General features: G+C 54.5%; 17 protein-coding genes. 4 read left to right on the top strand and 13 right to left on the bottom strand.

Features of this window, described 5'->3' with window-relative positions; translation table 11 throughout:
• Positions 1–120: 120 nt before the first annotated feature.
• The 7 genes from DT594_RS02135 to DT594_RS02105 form a co-directional block, all read right to left on the bottom strand.
• On the bottom strand, positions 121–672 hold the full coding sequence (locus tag DT594_RS02135) for a glutathione peroxidase (protein ID WP_149331164.1): 552 nt from the start codon (positions 670–672) through the stop codon (positions 121–123).
• Position 673: 1 nt separating this feature from the next.
• Positions 674–1,183, bottom strand: a complete 510-nt coding sequence (locus DT594_RS02130) for a carboxymuconolactone decarboxylase family protein (protein WP_149331163.1) — start codon at positions 1,181–1,183, stop codon at positions 674–676.
• A gap of 5 nt (positions 1,184–1,188) precedes the next feature.
• A complete protein-coding gene (locus DT594_RS02125; protein WP_149331162.1) occupies positions 1,189–2,364 on the bottom strand; it encodes a thiolase family protein in 1,176 nt (391 codons plus the stop codon).
• Positions 2,361–3,266, bottom strand: a complete 906-nt coding sequence (locus DT594_RS02120) for a 3-hydroxyacyl-CoA dehydrogenase (protein WP_149331161.1) — start codon at positions 3,264–3,266, stop codon at positions 2,361–2,363. The genes DT594_RS02125 and DT594_RS02120 overlap by 4 nt, the downstream gene beginning before the upstream one ends.
• Before the next feature lie 13 nt (positions 3,267–3,279).
• Positions 3,280–4,131, bottom strand: coding sequence for a fumarylacetoacetate hydrolase family protein (locus DT594_RS02115; RefSeq protein WP_096346435.1), 852 nt, complete (start codon positions 4,129–4,131; stop codon positions 3,280–3,282).
• Complete coding sequence (locus DT594_RS02110) at positions 4,131–5,207, bottom strand: amidohydrolase family protein (protein WP_096346436.1); 1,077 nt, start codon at positions 5,205–5,207, stop codon at positions 4,131–4,133. The genes DT594_RS02115 and DT594_RS02110 overlap by 1 nt, the downstream gene beginning before the upstream one ends.
• Positions 5,208–5,592: 385 nt before the next feature.
• Positions 5,593–6,318, bottom strand: a complete 726-nt coding sequence (locus DT594_RS02105) for a TetR/AcrR family transcriptional regulator (protein WP_149331160.1) — start codon at positions 6,316–6,318, stop codon at positions 5,593–5,595.
• A 181-nt stretch (positions 6,319–6,499) separates the two neighbouring features.
• Here DT594_RS02105 and DT594_RS02100 point away from each other — a divergent pair, with 181 nt between their 5' ends.
• Positions 6,500–8,131 (top strand): ATP-dependent acyl-CoA ligase, encoded by a 1,632-nt coding sequence (locus tag DT594_RS02100; protein WP_149331159.1) that lies wholly within the window; start codon positions 6,500–6,502, stop codon positions 8,129–8,131.
• Between the two features lie 71 nt (positions 8,132–8,202).
• Here DT594_RS02100 and DT594_RS02095 read toward each other — a convergent pair whose 3' ends face one another.
• On the bottom strand, positions 8,203–9,003 hold the full coding sequence (locus DT594_RS02095) for an SDR family NAD(P)-dependent oxidoreductase (protein WP_096346439.1): 801 nt from the start codon (positions 9,001–9,003) through the stop codon (positions 8,203–8,205).
• Between the two features lie 105 nt (positions 9,004–9,108).
• Here DT594_RS02095 and DT594_RS02090 point away from each other — a divergent pair, with 105 nt between their 5' ends.
• Complete coding sequence (locus DT594_RS02090; RefSeq protein ID WP_149331158.1) at positions 9,109–9,861, top strand: DUF2889 domain-containing protein; 753 nt, start codon at positions 9,109–9,111, stop codon at positions 9,859–9,861.
• A gap of 98 nt (positions 9,862–9,959) precedes the next feature.
• Here DT594_RS02090 and DT594_RS02085 read toward each other — a convergent pair whose 3' ends face one another.
• From DT594_RS02085 to DT594_RS02070, 4 genes are all read right to left on the bottom strand, one after another.
• Positions 9,960–10,520, bottom strand: a complete 561-nt coding sequence (locus DT594_RS02085) for an aromatic-ring-hydroxylating dioxygenase subunit beta (protein WP_149331157.1) — start codon at positions 10,518–10,520, stop codon at positions 9,960–9,962.
• 34 nt (positions 10,521–10,554) lie between these two features.
• A complete protein-coding gene (locus DT594_RS02080) occupies positions 10,555–11,958 on the bottom strand; it encodes an aromatic ring-hydroxylating dioxygenase subunit alpha (protein ID WP_149331156.1) in 1,404 nt (467 codons plus the stop codon).
• Positions 11,959–12,125: 167 nt separating this feature from the next.
• Positions 12,126–13,124, bottom strand: a complete 999-nt coding sequence (locus DT594_RS02075) for a fumarylacetoacetate hydrolase family protein (RefSeq protein WP_149331155.1) — start codon at positions 13,122–13,124, stop codon at positions 12,126–12,128.
• Between the two features lie 28 nt (positions 13,125–13,152).
• Positions 13,153–13,854, bottom strand: coding sequence for an SDR family NAD(P)-dependent oxidoreductase (locus DT594_RS02070; RefSeq protein ID WP_149331154.1), 702 nt, complete (start codon positions 13,852–13,854; stop codon positions 13,153–13,155).
• A gap of 133 nt (positions 13,855–13,987) precedes the next feature.
• Here DT594_RS02070 and DT594_RS02065 point away from each other — a divergent pair, with 133 nt between their 5' ends.
• Positions 13,988–14,383 (top strand): Zn-ribbon domain-containing OB-fold protein, encoded by a 396-nt coding sequence (locus DT594_RS02065; protein ID WP_149331153.1) that lies wholly within the window; start codon positions 13,988–13,990, stop codon positions 14,381–14,383.
• A gap of 2 nt (positions 14,384–14,385) precedes the next feature.
• Positions 14,386–15,576: a thiolase family protein gene (locus DT594_RS02060; protein WP_149331152.1), complete on the top strand. Its 1,191-nt coding sequence runs from the start codon at positions 14,386–14,388 to the stop codon at positions 15,574–15,576.
• A gap of 3 nt (positions 15,577–15,579) precedes the next feature.
• On the opposite strand, the gene DT594_RS02055 is transcribed toward DT594_RS02060, so the two are convergent.
• On the bottom strand, positions 15,580–16,374 hold the full coding sequence (locus DT594_RS02055) for an IclR family transcriptional regulator (RefSeq protein ID WP_149331151.1): 795 nt from the start codon (positions 16,372–16,374) through the stop codon (positions 15,580–15,582).
• Between the last annotated feature and the right edge of the window lie 40 nt (positions 16,375–16,414).

Genomic DNA, 16,414 nt, shown 5'->3' with positions numbered 1-16,414 from the left:
GACGTTCTCCTTTTGTTGTTTTGACTCTCAGGTGGGCTTCTGCCAAGAAGACCACACGGACAATTCAGACTATTCCTGAAAAGGAAAGAATTGAACTCTTTTTACATAAATGCATAATTACTATGTTTCAGTATTCAACAAACCATTCAAAACCGTCAGGAAGCGTGGCTCAGTGACCTCCACATCTGGGGCAAAGCGCGCTACCACTTCGCCCTGACGGTTAAGCAAAAACTTCTCAAAATTCCATACCACCTCAGGTGCAGGGCTGGTTTTAATGCCGAAGCTTTCCAGCTTGGTGCGCATGGGCCCCTCACCCACTGCCGTTGGAGCGGCTGCGGTGAGCGCCGAGTACAGCGGATGGCGATCTGCGCCGGTGACGCTGATCTTGGAGAAAAGAGGGAAGCTGACGCTGTATTTGCTTTGGCAGAACGCCGCAATATCTTCGTCGCTGCCAGGCTCCTGTTCGCGAAAATCATTGGCCGGAAAGCCCAGGATTGCGAATCCATTGTTTTGTCGCTCTCTATACAGCTGTTCGAGTGCTTGATACTGCGGCGTCAGGCCGCAGCGCGAAGCCACATTGACTATCAACAACACCTTGCCGGTGTAGGCGATCAGACTAGTGTCAGTACCATCCATTTTTTTTAAAGCGCAGCTATGCAATGGGGTATTCATTTTATTCCTCGTAAGCCTGCTGGACGTAGGTCATTCGCCCGCCAGCAAGCATCAGGGCACAATACATGTTGAGTTCTGTTATCTGCGCTGGGCTGAAAAACCTTGCCAGCGCTTCAAAATGCACATCACCTACCGTCATGTAATCGCCGGCAAACAATTCAGCGAACTGCAAAGCGGCCTGTTCTTGTTGAGTAAAGTGATCACTGTCTGACGCCAGGCAAGCGATATCCAGATCGTTTACATCATCTGATTTTCTGGCTAACTGACAGGCTTTGCAGGTCGTTACGCTGGCGATTTTCAGGCGTACCAACTCACGTAGCCGCTCGCTCAACAGACTCTGACTGTAAAACAGCTCAAGCACGGCTAACCAGGCCTCGGCCAACGCAGGACGATGCGCCCAAACCAGCACAGGCACGCTGGAACTCAGCATGCCGGAGTCCAGGCCACGTTGCAGCGCAATAGCCAGCGACTCCGGAAGCGACGATAGGGGTAATGGCGTAATTCTGGACATGGTAGTCAGGAAAGCCGCTCAATCAAGGTAGCTGTGCCCAGTCCGCCAGCACAACAGATAGCCTGGAGGGCATAGCGTCCCTTGCGGCGCTCAAGCTCATTCAACATGGAGGTCATGATACGCGCGCCGCTGGCACCTAGCGGGTGACCTAGTGCAATAGCCCCCCCGTTGACGTTCAATCGCTCAGCAGACACACCCATCTCACGCATCCAGGCTATCGGCACTGAAGCAAACGCCTCATTGATCTCGAACAAGTCGATGTCGTCCGTGCGGAGCCCAGCCTTTTGCAGAATTTTTTGCGTAGCTGCAATAGGCCCGGTCAGCATCAACGTAGGATCCGCACCCACCGTGGTAATGGTCTTGATGCGAGCACGAGCCCTCAGACCCAAACGCTTTGCGGTGTCTGCCGACATCACCAGCAACGCCGCCGCACCATCGGATATCTGCGAGGAATTACCTGCGGTAATGCGGCCGTTCTCCGGACGGAAGCTGGTTTTCAAGGTCGCCAACTTTTCCAGCGACGTGTCGCGCCTGATGGTTTCATCTGCGAAAAACAAGCCGGTGAAACCGTCGTGATCTTTCTCGCAGAGGTCGGCAATGGGCATAGGCGCGATTTCACTAGCGAAGTACCCCGCATCTGCCGCCGCTCCGGCTCGCCGGTGGCTTTCCAGGGCATAGGCGTCCAGTTCATCGCGGCTGATCTGCCATTTTTCCGCCATACGCTCAGCGGCCTCGCCTTGCGAGGTCAGCTCGTAACGCTCCATGGCCTGCCAACCGAATGCTTCACCGTGAATATCACGGTTGCTACCCATCGGCACTCTGCTCATCGCCTCAGCCCCGCCAGCGATAACGATATCAGCCGCCCCACAAGCAATAGCTCCGACCGCGGCATGCACAGCAGCCTCACCGGATCCGCATTTTCGATCCAGCGTAAGACCCGGAACAGTCGCTGGCCAGCCCGCACTCAGCAATGCTGTGCGCGCTATATTGGCCGATTGTTCGCCGATCTGGGTGACACAGCCAAAAATTACATCATCGATTTGTTGTGCCGTTAAGCCCGTGCGCTTCAACAGTTCGTTGAGTACCAAAGCGCCCATGTGGTCCGCTCGAACGCCAGCCAAACTGCCGCGAAAGCGTCCTACCGGAGTGCGTACCGCATCTACAATGACGATATCGTTCATAGGTAACTGCCTTTGAGCCCAGAACCTGGCACGGCTTTTCCGTCTTCATACCGATAAACGCCGTGGCCGGTTTTCCGCCCTAGCCGGCCGGCTGCAACCATCTTTATGATCAATGGGCACGGGCGAAACTTCTCACCCAGGGTACTGTGCAGGTAGCGCAGTACGGACAAGCGGGTATCCCACCCCGTCAGATCACCCAGTTCCAATGGCCCCATCGGATGATTGAAGCCCATTCGCAATGCTGTATCGATGTCCTCGGCAGTCGCAGTACCTTCCTGCAACATATACATGGCCTCGTTACCCAGCAGAGCAGACATCCGGCTAGTGGTAAGGCCAGGCGATTCATTGACGACAATGGACGTCTTGCCCAGCGCCTCACAGTAATCGCGGGTAATAGCTACCGTTTCATCATTGGTCGCCAAGCCCAACACGATCTCGACCAGTTTCATCTTGTGTACGGGATTGAAAAAATGCATGCCGATAAAACGCTCGGGCGACGGCACAGACGCTGCGATTTCGGTCACGCTAAGCGCAGAGGTGTTGCTGGCTATGATGCCGTTTTCAGCCATGACAGCAGCCGCTTGAGTGACCACCGCCTTCTTGACAGCAAGCTGCTCTGAAACCGTTTCAAGCACAAGATTGGCGCCGCTGGCAGCCACGCTCAAGTCTTCGCTCACAGTCAAACGCTCCAGGGACGACCGAGCGCTATCTTCAGATACCTTGCCCAGACGCACGCCATCGCCGAGGATTTTTTCGATACTGTTGTAAGCCTGCTTTAGTGACTCAGGATTGGTATCCACAATCACCGTCGGGAACCCGGAACTGGCGAAGGCATGGGCGATCCCCGTGCCCATCAGACCGGCACCGACTACCACCACCTTGTTCGTTTTATTCGCAGTCATTGTAAAAACCTCATTAAGCGTTCTTTTCACTCACCACATTGCGCAGCGTACCGATGCCCTCAACCGAGGCTTCCACCACATCACCCGGATTGAGAAAGCGGCCGGTACCCATGCCTACGCCCGCAGGCGATCCGGTAAACAGAATGTCTCCACAACGGAAACTGGAGCGGGCCTGAACGAAGGCAATCAACTCGCCCACGTCCCAGGTCATCTCGGCAGTATTGCCGTCCTGACGCACTTCCCCGTTGACTGCCAGGGTCAAGCGCAATTGCGGGGAGCCCTGTGGAAACTCATCTCGGGTCACGATCCACGGTCCCACACCTGTAGTAAGGTCCTGGCTTTTGGCGGCGAAAAGGTCCATCCCAATCCCTTTTGCCCCGCTGCGCTGAAGATCGCGCGAGCTGACGTCGTTGCCCACCGTGTAACCGAGTACCGACGCCAGGGGATCAGCAGGATCGATTTCATCCTTGCCTATGACCGCCACTAGCTCTACTTCGTGATCAAGCTCTTCGGTCAATGGCGGATATCGAATCGGGTCATGAGCGCCTATCAAAGCGCCATATGCCTTTAGGAATGCTACTGGCTGCTTGGGTGCATCAAGACCGAAGTCCTTGATCAGGTGGGCAAGATAGTTGGCCCCGGCGACCACCACCCGGTTGATCGGATCAACCGGAGCCAGCAGTTGAATATCCTGCATCGCAATCGGATCGGCCGAGAAAGACAGCGCACTTATGCCCTGGCCCGCAGTCACCAACGGCGCCCAATCCTTGAAGCTACCGTGAATTGGATTAACCGCCTCATGCTCCAGATCAACCACAGCCCAGAAAGGCGCTCCACTCTTGTAAGAGCATCTCGCCAGGCGCATTACGCACCTACCTTGCCAATCTTGGCTGGATCAAGATGCAACAACTCGCAAGCGTTCTTCCAGCGAATGCGATCCATATCTTCAGAAGACAGCTTCAGGTCATCGGTCAGGTCGTGACGTACCGCATCGCTACCGCCGAAGTTAGACCCATAGAGCACACGATCAGCGCCAATGACTTCCACCATCGCCTGGCGCATCGGAACTTCGTGCAGCTCTACGTCAAAGTAGAAGTTGCGCAGGTACTCAAGGAACGGCTTCTTGTTGTATGACACATCCAGATTCGGATTGGTCTGCGCCATGCGCCCTAACTGATAAGGGACAAAGCCACCGCCGTGGGTGATGTATACCTTCAGGTTGGGGAATCGATCAAACACACCACCATTGATCATGTACCAGAAGCACTTTGCTTCATCGTAATTCATACCCACGATGGCAGTCGTTTCATAACGGTCAGTGTTGGCATCTTTGCCCCAAGTCACCGACTGGTTATAACCGTGCACAAACATCGGTAGATCGAGATCGCACAACGCTTCCCATACCGGGTCCATCTCAGGCGAATCAAACTCAAGTCCACCAAAGTTGGAGCCGCCCGCTACCAAACCTTTGGCGCCCAGTTCTGTGCAAGCACGGCGGATCTCTTTTGCCGCCTCAACCGGCACATTCAAGGGTGCGTGAGCCCAGAACATCAGTCTATCTGGCGCGCCTGAACAATATTTGGCGAGGGAATCGTTGACCGTTCTGGCGAAGGGGATACCGAACTCAGCCTCAGCCCAATACATGTAGCAATGGCTTGGTACCGACAACACCTGCGCATTCTGTCCTGCTGCATCCATGCTGGCGAGCCGGTGCTTGGGATCGGCCCATTTCGCCATATATTCAGCTACCTGCAGGGTTTCACCGCGGGCATGCGCTTCGCGCAGCGCCACTTTGCGCTCCGGCGCGCCCAACGAGAGTATCCATTCACCAACCCGCAGTTTGATGTCGCCATCTGGCTGGGATTCAAACGCAGGGCCCCAATGGGGGTGCTGGTCATAGTACTCGGGGTGGGGGGCGTGGGCGTGCAGATCGATTAGCATGATAGTTAGCCTCAGTGTTGTTCTATTGGATGAGAGTCCAGCGGCCGCAGAACAGGCGCGGCTGAGCTCATATGCGCTAGCATTATGTAAATTGATCATAAATGGCAAAACTGTTCAAGTTATTTATGAAGCCAGCACAACAACAACCCGAATTTCAACCTAGGCCAGGGACGCGCAGTGACCACACGAAAGTCATATAGGCTTTTGATAAATATACGATTAATAAAATATAACGAGGATACAAAAAACGCAGAATCCGCTATAGGTGGAAAACGTGGGAAGGAAGAACGGGGAGGTTAAAGCGACATATTGATATCTTATGTCTAAGGCGACTTAGAATAACCAACAGCAAACCGGGGAGGTATTTGCCATACCTCCCATTCAATCAGCGGCGTGTGCGAGAAGTAGAGCCGGTGATGAGCGAAGCCACAAGGCGCTTGACCCGCGCGGGAAGCAGGCGTCTGCCGGTATTTTCTGGAACCAATATCTCGCTCAACACATAACGGATGATCATTTCACAAATCAACTCACGGTCAAGCTTGACCCCCAGCCTGGCGTCCCAGTCATCAAAAACTATATCCAATGTATCCTGGAAACGCAGGATCGAGTCGTGGAAAATGCGCCGGAAAAATCCAAGAGCATATTCTGGGGCCACCATAAGAAGTCGCTGAGCCCGACTTTCCTCAAGGTAGTCATCGATAAAATTGATAAGGGCATTCAACCGCGCTTCCGGATCCTCAACCACACCTATGGTATTGACCATAATCTGGTGAAAATTATCGCGCTTATGCCTGGAAAAGGTATCAAGCAAATCTTCCTGAGATGAAAAATACCGGTAGAAGGTGCCGCGGGAAACACCGGCCAGCTTGCACACGTCCAAGATCGATATCCGATCAGCGCCTGAGCGCAGAACAACTTCCTCAGTGGACTGCAGGATACTGTTAATGGTCTCTTCCGAACGACGATTAGGCTTAACTGCCCGGGCTTTACCTACCGCCGGGGACGTCGATTTGCTGGGAAGTGGAACACCTTTATTACCTTTGCCTGTTGACTCTGCTTTCACGCCCTTTCCAACAGGCGGTATAGCACCTTCGGCCTCATTATCCAGCATATGCACCCCCCCTTTTTAAGCCTAGTTTTTGCGATTCTAGCAGATTAACTAATCACTATAGCCAATTTCTGTTCAACTCTTGATAGAGACATCGCAAAAAATACAATATAGAATGTGATTCTCTATCAGAAATATAAAAGTCAGGCTCCATGCTGCGAGCCGCACCCGGAGGAAATTTATCATGAGCGGTACTGGTAACCCCGACACCTGGTCACTCGGAGAACAGGACACCATCATTGCAGCCCTGGACCGAGCAGTAGCAAGCCATCCAGACCGTGTATTCCTCGACTTCAGTGGAAAACTATACACATATAGTGAAATTGACTCAATTTCAACCATGATGGCTCACTCCCTCTCATCGCTGGGTGTATGTGCAGGCCAGACGGTTGTCACCATGCTGGACAACAATATTGATGCGGTAGTGAGCTGGCTAGCGATCAACAAACTCAGTGCTGTCAGCGTGCCGATTAATACCGCTTTGCGTGGCGAGTTTCTCCGGCATCAAATTGCCGATGCGGATACTCAGCTGGTGATTTGCGAGGCCGCGTACATGGACAGGATTACGGCCGTGTGTGAGCAGCTGCCAGCACTTAAGCGCATCTTGCACCGCGAAGCCCTGCAGGCCTCCGTTGACGGTCCTATTACGGTCGAGCCGTTGGATCAATACCGCGATAACAAAACCACGCCGATACCGAGCAAACCGAAACCCTCTGACCTGTCGTGCCTGATCTACACTTCTGGCACCACTGGACCGTCTAAGGGCTGTATGGTGAGCTATAACTTCATGTGCAACCTGGCACGACTGCAGTTGCGTGCAGGACCAGCTACGGCAAACGACGTAACCATTACGCCCTTGCCGCTATTTCATATGAATGCGCTCTGCGTCACCATCATCGCCAGTGTTCTGGTGGGCGCAAGAGCAGCCATTCTGCCGCGTTTCTCGGTCTCCAATTTCTGGCCAGAGGTTGAGCGAAGCGGCGCCACCATTGCATCCATACTTGGCGGCATGGGCGGACTACTGGCGCAGGCGCCTGATAATGACGCCATGCGTCGCTGCTTTGGTCAAATCCACACTGCCCGCGGTAACCCCTATACCGAAGAGACCAAATCAATTTGGCGTGAACGCTTTGGTACGCCGCTCGTTGGCGGCAATGGTTACGGCCTAACTGAAGCTTGCGTCATCACTACCTTGGCTGCCGGCGAGTACGCGAAACCCGGCTCATCCGGCAAACGCATTGCTGATTTTGATGTACGGATTGTCGACGAGAACGATCAGGAATTGCCAGCAAACACCGCTGGCGAAATAGTCGTTCGGCCCCTACGGCCGGATATCATGTTTCAAGGCTATTGGCGTCGGCCTGAAGAAACCCTCAAGCTCATGAGGAACATGTGGTTCCACACCGGTGACATTGGCAAGTTTGATGAAGACGGATTCTTCTTTTTTGTTGATCGCAAAAAAGACTATCTGCGCCGTCGCGGCGAAAATATTTCCAGTTTTGAGATGGAATCAGCTTTTGCCGTGCACCCAGCCATCTCAGAAGTGGCGGTACACGCGGTGCTCTCGGACAAGGGTGAGGACGACGTCAAGGTCACAGCCATTCTAAATGACGGTGCCAAACTTAGTGAGGAAGAGCTGTTTCACTGGGCTACGGACTGCGTGCCTTACTATGCCCTGCCCCGCTACATCGAGTTTCGTAGCTCATTGCCAAAAAATCCTCAGGGGCGAGTACTCAAGTATCTGCTCCGTGACGAGGGAAAAACGCCTACAACCTGGGATTTGGAAGCGACAGATATCAGTGTGAAAAAGCGCTGATAACACCCACAACAATCAAGCCCGCTTCAACGCGGGCTTTGATATGTACAACCTACTAGACCTGAAGGATCTTAGTACTCCCGCACCGGCACATCTGCAGGGCGCGAATTGTAGCGAGGCAAATGAATACCCCCGTCCACATGCAGGGATTCCCCAGTCATGTAGCGCGACATTTCAGAAGCCAGAAAAGCAACTACTGGCCCGATATCATCCTCTGGATCACCGCTGCGACCCAAAGGTCGCATGGCCGCAGACCGTTCAGCAAATCCGGGGTTTTCAGCCGCCAGTTTGTGGAAAGTGGCTCCCATGGCAGTCGGGGCAATAGCGTTCACGCGGACATTAAAGCGGCCCCATTCAGCCGCCGCGCTCCGCGTCAGTCCGACGATGGCAGATTTGGCGGTGTTATAGTCCGAGTGTAGCCAAGCGCCAATTTCCGTATCGATCGAGTAGAAGTTGATGATCGATCCGCCCCCACGGGCACGCATGTGGGGTAACGCAGCACGCATCGACCACCATGCAGCCCAAACAGTGGTGTCCAGGGTCTGCTTGAGCATTTCGTCAGTCTTGTCTTCCATCAACACATTGGGTGTTGGCGCAAAGGCATTGTTTACTAAGGTATCAAGCCCACCGAACTCGTCGACAGCGGCCTGAATGGCAGCATTGATGCTGTCTTTGCTTGAGACGTCCGTCTTGAAAAAGAGCGCTTTCCCGCCCAGAGCCCGGAGATCGGCGGTAACTGCGTTACCCAAGCTTTCGTTAAGCTCCGCCACCACAACACTGGCACCTTGTTTGACGAAGTAGCGGGCGACGCCTTCACCTATTCCACCACCAGCGCCGGTGATCAGGGCGACTTTATCTTCAAGTAGTCTCATATCGGCAACCTTTTTAATAAACACTTTTTTTGTTAATGTTCATATTAAATCATATTCAGGATGGACATACAGCACTAATCCATCATTATCATAAAGGTCAACAGCATGCTTTTTCGTCGACGTATTGAAATTCACCAGCACTCCGACGGCGAAATGCGAGCCGCTCTGGAGGACGACTTTCATCACTTCCGGGTCAGTATCCGGCACGCTCAGGGCCTGGTCACCGATGTGCGCGGCTACGCTGTACGTTTTCCCTATACAGCCTGTCCAGGCGCCGCAGCGCCTCTTCAGTCGCTGATTGGCATGCCGTTGTCAGAAGTAGCTCACAGCGTGACACGGGCAACCGACGCCAGGCATCAATGCACTCACATGCTCGACCTGGCAGGCCTTGCCGTTGCTGCGGCCGCCGGCAAGCTGACCCAGCGCGTATATGACGTAACCGTTCCTATGCGCGTGGCCGGGGTTACTACCTCCACCCTCCTGCGCGACGGCAAGATTTTCTTGCAATGGACAACTACCGATACGTTTATTCAGGATCCAGAGCCGTACCGAGGAATCGATTTGAACCACGGCATGGCCGGCTGGGCTATTGCCAACCTGCCTACTGAAGAGGCGCAAGCGGCTTTGATATTACGCCGCTGTACGACCATCTCCCGCGGGCGCGAGTACGATCTGGACGAAATGCCTCACGCCAGGGTGACTGGCCTCTGCTACGCCCAACAACCCGTTAGAGCACAGCAGGCCATGCGCATGAAAGGCTCTACAGAGGATTTTACTGAACGTGCAAGCCAACTTTGCGCAAGCGATCAGGATTGGTTCGCCGGTAACGAGCCGGAAATCATTCAAACTCAGCGTTGAGGTGATTGTTTCCCTTTCCTGGATAAAACAAAGCCTGTCTTTTGCAAGACAGGCTTTGTCCCCCGCATGGTCGGCTGTGACCACAGCCGGCCAAACCCTTAAAGGAAGATGGCCAGATTGGCCGTTCCCAGCACAGATTGATCGAGGAGCGCCTCTCGACGTGCCAGCTTGAAACTGCCGTCCGTCTCACGGCGCAGGATGTCATGGCGTTCACAGCTGATCACATCAACATGATGCTCACTGAAACGGCTACGCGTCAGCAGCAGATAGCTGACTACCGCCAGCTCGTCAGGCTTGTCTGTTTCACGCACCATCACGTTGGTCACCAGGCGGCGAGTCCGCGATGGCGGATCCTCAGCCCAGGCGCTCTTGCCAGACAGTCGCAGGATACGACCCATAACCGAGCGGTAATCATCATGGAAATGCTGAACCGTGCGAATAAAACTTTTGGCATGGTCCGCGCCAAGGCGCGTATGGCGCAATGGCGCCGTATAGATCAGGTCGGTGGCCAGTAGCTGACCCCATTCCCCGAGACGTAGCTGATCCAATAACGCCGCCTCTTCGTACATGAAAGTCAGCACTGCGTTGTATTCGGCCGACCCCACCGCGATTGCTTTTCCCGGAGCGGCTGCCGGGATATTTTCTTGAACTTGCTGCATGAGAAGCTCCTGTTTTTATTTGTCCGGGGTGTGTTTATTCGGCGTTCATCAGCTCGTTCCAGTAGAGCCACCAATGCCATTGGGTGTCATCCTTGGTAAAGCCCTCGTTGACGATGCCAGGCCCAGGCCAACCTTCTGGTTTGCCCGTCTCGTAAACGGCCTGATACTTCAAGGTCATATGGCGGCCCATTGCACCCTTCGCCGACAGGGTCATATGTGGCCAGGTGTCGGAATCATCCTGCTCAACCATGCCAGAGGTCCCGAACAGCTGAATGGTCTGTTTGAGCATCTTCTCGCGAAGCTCTTCAGGTGCATCCTTCTCGGCAAAGATCCAGTTGCAGAACTCAAGCTGGTTTGGACCACGGGGAATATAGGTATGCAGTGTCATCGAACCGACGACTGAACCATCAGGCTGCGGAATATAGACGAATCCGAACAGAATATTAGGAAACATGCCACCTACCTGAGGCGGCATGGACGTCAATACCTTGAGCTGATCCTCGCTCAGATTCCCTGCCAACTGGTCGACCATCTCTTTGGTCATGCCCGCTGGTGGAAGCGCATTCAGCTTCTCCTGTACTGACAGATCGTCTGGCTCAAGACCCGTCAACCGGCGGATTTTGCGCGCCAGATCGATGCAACGCAGCGCATGGCCATGCGGCGAACTCACCTCAACACCGTACATTTCTGGCGTCAGGTCCGGCTCATCATCATCCGTCTCAGCCCCGCCTTTTTTAGCGTAGTTACCTACCTCACCCAGCCAACGGTGCAGGGTCAGCGTATGGAATCCGTCAGCTGCCGACTGCTCACCAGCGGTTTTCCAGTTGGCGTTGACCATAAATCGCTGGGGTGGCCCAAGAACCTCCATCCCCTTATCGGTACGCTGGAACAGAATGTCGTAATACCACTTTGCGTCGCCCAGGAAGTCCTCGAATGACGGACCTTCAATGTTCCAGGTAGCAAAGATCAATCCGCCATACAGTACTGAACGCGCCTTTTTCAAGCCCAGTTCGGACTCAGGCAGCATTGTGCCGTGCATACATTCGCGCTTGACCGGGGAACCGATAAAGTCGCCATTCGGTCGGAAAGCCCAACCGTGATAAATACATTTATGAATCTGTGTATTACCGCAATCGGTCAGCGCCACACGCATGCCACGGTGCGGGCAGACGTTCAGAGTCACGTGGATCTCATTTTGCTTGTCGCGGGCCACAATAACGGAGTCTCCGCCGATGTCGCGGACCATGAAATCATTCGCGTTGGGGATTTCGGACTCATGACCGAGCAACACCCAGGTCTTGCCGAAAATCTTTTCCATTTCCATCTGATAAATTTCAGGGTCAGAGAGCACGCGCATTTGCACTTCACGCGTATCTGGATAGATCAAATCAGAAATCTTGGTGCCATCGGAAAGCACCTGGCTGGTTTTAGTAAGCATGTTCGCCTCCAGTTTTATTAGGGGTCTTATCAGGCCGCGCTAAGCATCAATTGATTTAATGCTTGGTAACTCTTAGCTCAGCGCCAAGCAAATCACATTGAAAGACATTTGTGAACAGATTTTAGTGATCTGTATCAATTTGACTTTAATTTTGCCATCAGGCGTTTTCAAAATGGATTGCCTTTCTCCCCCACTTGAGTGCGCAACATGCCGATTCCGTCTACTTCCAGCTCAATCACGTCTCCGGGCTTGAGGTTACGTAACTGCTCCAGGCCACAGCCGTTTCCTACAGTGCCCGAGCCCAAAAACTCTCCACTGTGCAGGGTCTCGGACTGCGATACATGGGCAATGACATCTTCAAACTGCCAGCGCATATCGCGCGTGTTACCCCGGCCCCACTCTTCGCCATTCACTCGGGCGATCATATTCAGATCATAGGGATCTTCGAGTTCATCCGCCGTAACCAAGCAGGGACCCATAATATTGGCGGTATCAAAATCCTTGCCCTTCGCCGGGCCGAGCATGCCGCTCATCTCTTTCGCCTGAGCATCTCGGGCGCTGATGTCATTGAAAATCGTGTAGCCGAAAATGTGCTGCCGGGCGTTTTCACGGGTAATGTCTTTGCCGCGCTTGCCAATGTAGCAGCCAAATTCGAGCTCAAAATCCAGCGCTTTGCTGTAGGCAGGCCACTCGAACTGATCGTCCACCCCTACCACGGCAAACCGGTTGCACTTGTAGTAAATCGGCTGGCGGTTGAAGGTATCCATTACACGGTCATCGGCGCTGGTATTCATGGCCTTGAGCGTCGCTTCCGGGTCAGGGGTGCGCATCGCACGAAGACGGCGAGCAGCAGCAAAACTCTGACGCAAGTGCAGCTCAAAACAGGAAAAATCGCGCATCTGCGGCGGTGGTTGAATAGGCGCTCTCAAGCGCACAGATGCCCGCGCCTGGACTGCCGCCGAGGGTGCCTTGGCAACAATATTGCGGGCCAGCTCCATACCTTCATCGCCTGCCTCTGCAAGCGAAAGAACGCTGGACAGCGCTGCAGCCCGCCCTCCGTGCAACTCGGTGTAAGCCTGTTGCAGATCAAGCACTGACTGATCCTGCTCAATCAAGGCACCGGCCAGTTCCAGGCCTTCGCTATTTACAAAAGTGACCAATCTCATGGCAACAATCTCCCATTCATTAAGCTATTCATACTCGACCACTTACCGGTAGGCAGGCCCCAGTGATTACCTGACCCTCGGCCGACAGCAAAAAGGCTATGACGGCAGACAGCGCTTCGGGTGTAACCCATGAGGTGAAATCCTGATCCGGCATATCAGCCCGGTTTGTGGGTGTATCGATAATACTGGGCATGACCGCATTGACCGTGACGTCGCGGGCTTTCAACTCTTCCGCGAGCGATTCGGTAAAGCGCGCCACGCCGGCCTTGGACGCTGCATAGGCAGCAACGCCCAATCCAGCCTTGTTGGCAGCCAACGCACTGACGTTGATCACGCGACCGTTGCCGGCGCTCAGAATGTGCGGCAACGCCGCCTTGGTGCTGACGATGGCCGTACGCACATTCATCTTATAGAGGCGGTCCCAGGTGTCCAACGAGCCTGATTCAAACGTTTCCCAGGCGAAGCCACCAGCAACATTGACGACCGCGTTGATACGCCCAAAAGTCTCAATCACTTGGTTCATCGCTTGCTCGGCGGACGCCGTTTCGGTCAGATTGACCATGCCCAGGGGAAGAAAGTCAGCGGAAGCTGTCAACGCGGCAGGCACGTCACTCAGATCCAGGGCCGCTACTCTAGCCCCCCGCTCAAGCAACAATTTGGTCAGCGCGCTACCGAGTACACCAAAGCCGCCTGTGACTATTACTGCGCGGCCTTGCAGAGAAAGGGTCATGAGCGACCTCCACAAGTGAGTCTTATTAGATAGGCCAATGCAAGGCCCAGTAGATTTAGATTAGAACACTTTTTTAATATGTGTACAAATGCTAACCTTGGGTTATCCAAGTTGTTAAGACAGGATTTATCCGATGCCGAGAAAGCTGCCCGCCCTCACCGGTGACAACCGCGCCTTTTGGCAAGGTGGTAAAAACAACGCGCTGCTGATCCACCGCTGCAGCGCCTGTACTCGTTACTTTCACCCGCCCAGTCCCGTTTGCCCCGCGTGCAACAGCTTTGAAGTAGGTCCGGAGGCCGTGTCGGGAAAAGGCCAGGTCGCCAGCTTTACCATCAACCACCAGCCCTGGACACCTGAACTGCAGGAGCCCTTCGTGATTGCCATCGTCGAGCTGGTAGAGCAGGCAGGTCTGCGCTTCGTCAGTAATATCGAAGGGATACCGGTGACAGACGTCTTTATCGGGATGCCCGTCAGAGTGCACTTTCAGCAGGAAGACGATGTATGGCTTCCCCTATTTGTTAAGGATTGAGCATGTTTGACCGTCTGTATGAAAAAGATGTCGCTATTACCGGTATTGGTCAATCCGAGGTTGGCCGCCCTTCGCAGTTGTCAGCCATGCGGCTGACCGCAGACGCCTGTCTTGAAGCCATTGCCGATGCGGGACTGACCCGGGACGAGATCGATGGGGTAGCGTGCTGGCCGGGTGACAACAATAACGGTGACAGCTTTTCTCCGGTCGGGCCGAACGCGCTTAAAAATGCACTTGGCTTGAACGTAAACTGGTTTGGCGGCGGCTATGAGGGGCCCGGCCCCCTAGCCGGCATCATCAATGGGGTCATGGCCATTGCCAGCGGCATGTGTCGAAATGTGCTGGTATTTCGCACCATTACCGAGTCCTCTACCCGGCAACACAACAAGCAAGCTTCAGCCCTGACGAATAAAACTCAGGGACGGGACAGCAGTTTTGCCTGGCAGTGGTACACCCCTTTCAATGTGCTCTCGGCGGCAAATCTGATGGCCATGTATGCGCAGCGGCATTTTCATGACTATGGCACCACCTCGGAACAGCTCGCACAAATCGCTCTGACCTGCCGGCGCAACGCCGAGCTCAACCCCAAGGCGGTTTATCGTACACCGATGAGCATGGACGACTACATGCAGTCGAGGATGATATCCACACCATTACGTATGTTCGATTGCGATGTGCATTGTGATGCCTCAACCGCCATCATCCTGTCGCGCCGTGATGTCGCCAAAGACGGGCGCAACCCGCCGATCCGGATCGAAGCCATGGGTGCAGCGCTTAACCAGCCCTGGTCCTGGGATCAGATTTCGCTGACCCAGGGCGCGGCGTTCGATGTCGGGCGCATGATGTGGGCACGTACCGATCTGAAACCCAAGGATGTCGGCTCCGCGCAGCTCTACGATGGCTTCTCGATACTGACCATGATCTGGCTAGAGGCTCTGGGACTGTGTCCGGTAGGGGAGAGCGGGCGTTTTGTTGACGGCGGGCAGCGCATCGCGCTAGACGGTGAGCTACCGTTGAATACCAATGGTGGCCAGCTCTCCGGAGGGCGCACCCACGGCCTGGGCTACGTGCACGAAGCCTGTTTGCAACTATGGGGGCGCGCCGACAAGCGCCAGATTGCTGATCACCAGGTAGCGGTCACGGCCGCCGGGGGCGGACCGCTGGGCGGCAGCCTGTTGTTGGTGCGCGACTGATAATCAGAACAGCACGCTTCCCAACTCCTTGCCCAGATTACGCAGTGACTGCCCCAACTCTGCAATTCCGGCTTCATCGCGCTGACCACGAAACATCACGGCCGACACGGTGAAGTCGATGGTCTCGGAGGGAGAATAAACCGGTGCCGCCACTGCCAGGATGCCGATTGAAAAGTGGCCATCGTCGATGGACCAGCCGAGCTTGGCCGCATCCCGTACCTGCTCACAATATTCTTCGTAGGACAGCGCCCCACTCCAGCGAATATTGTCGAAGATAGCCTTGGGCTGCGGCTGGTCCAGATCGAGTTGCGAGGCAAATAAACGCCCACTGGCGCCCATTAGAATTGGCAACCGCTGACCTTCGCTCATGTCGATCCGCACATCGGTAGGACACGCAGCAGAGCTGACGATAACAATCCGGTCGTTACCTATGCGCCGCCACAAGGTGACGGTCACCTTTGAGCGAGCAGCAAATTTCTCCAACAAGGGCTTGGCCAACTGCACTTTTTGCCCTTGGGTGACGAACTGTTCAACCAGCCGGGCGAGCCCCAACCCAGCGGAATAGCGCTTGGACATGGGGCTAAAATCGACCATATCTTCGGCGACCAAGGTTCTGAGAATATTGAAGCAAGTGCTGGGGTTGATATCCAGCTTCCTGGCGATATCCACGGAGCGCTCTGGAGCAGCAGCCTGACTGAGGAAGCGGAGAATACGAACAGCGTTGACGACCGGCTTTACGGTAACCAAGGACGACGACTTGGCAGCGTTTTTATCACTGATACTGACTTCAGCATCCATTTTTGTATCTCCCCTCAGGCGCAGGGATCAACAGATCCCG

Origin of the sequence: Halopseudomonas laoshanensis (genome assembly GCF_008365385.1) — a bacterium.
In the GTDB taxonomy this organism is placed as follows: Bacteria; Pseudomonadota; Gammaproteobacteria; order Pseudomonadales; family Pseudomonadaceae; genus Halopseudomonas; species Halopseudomonas laoshanensis.
Note: the sequence above shows the minus strand (reverse complement) of the source record. Positions and strands in the feature narration are given on the sequence as shown.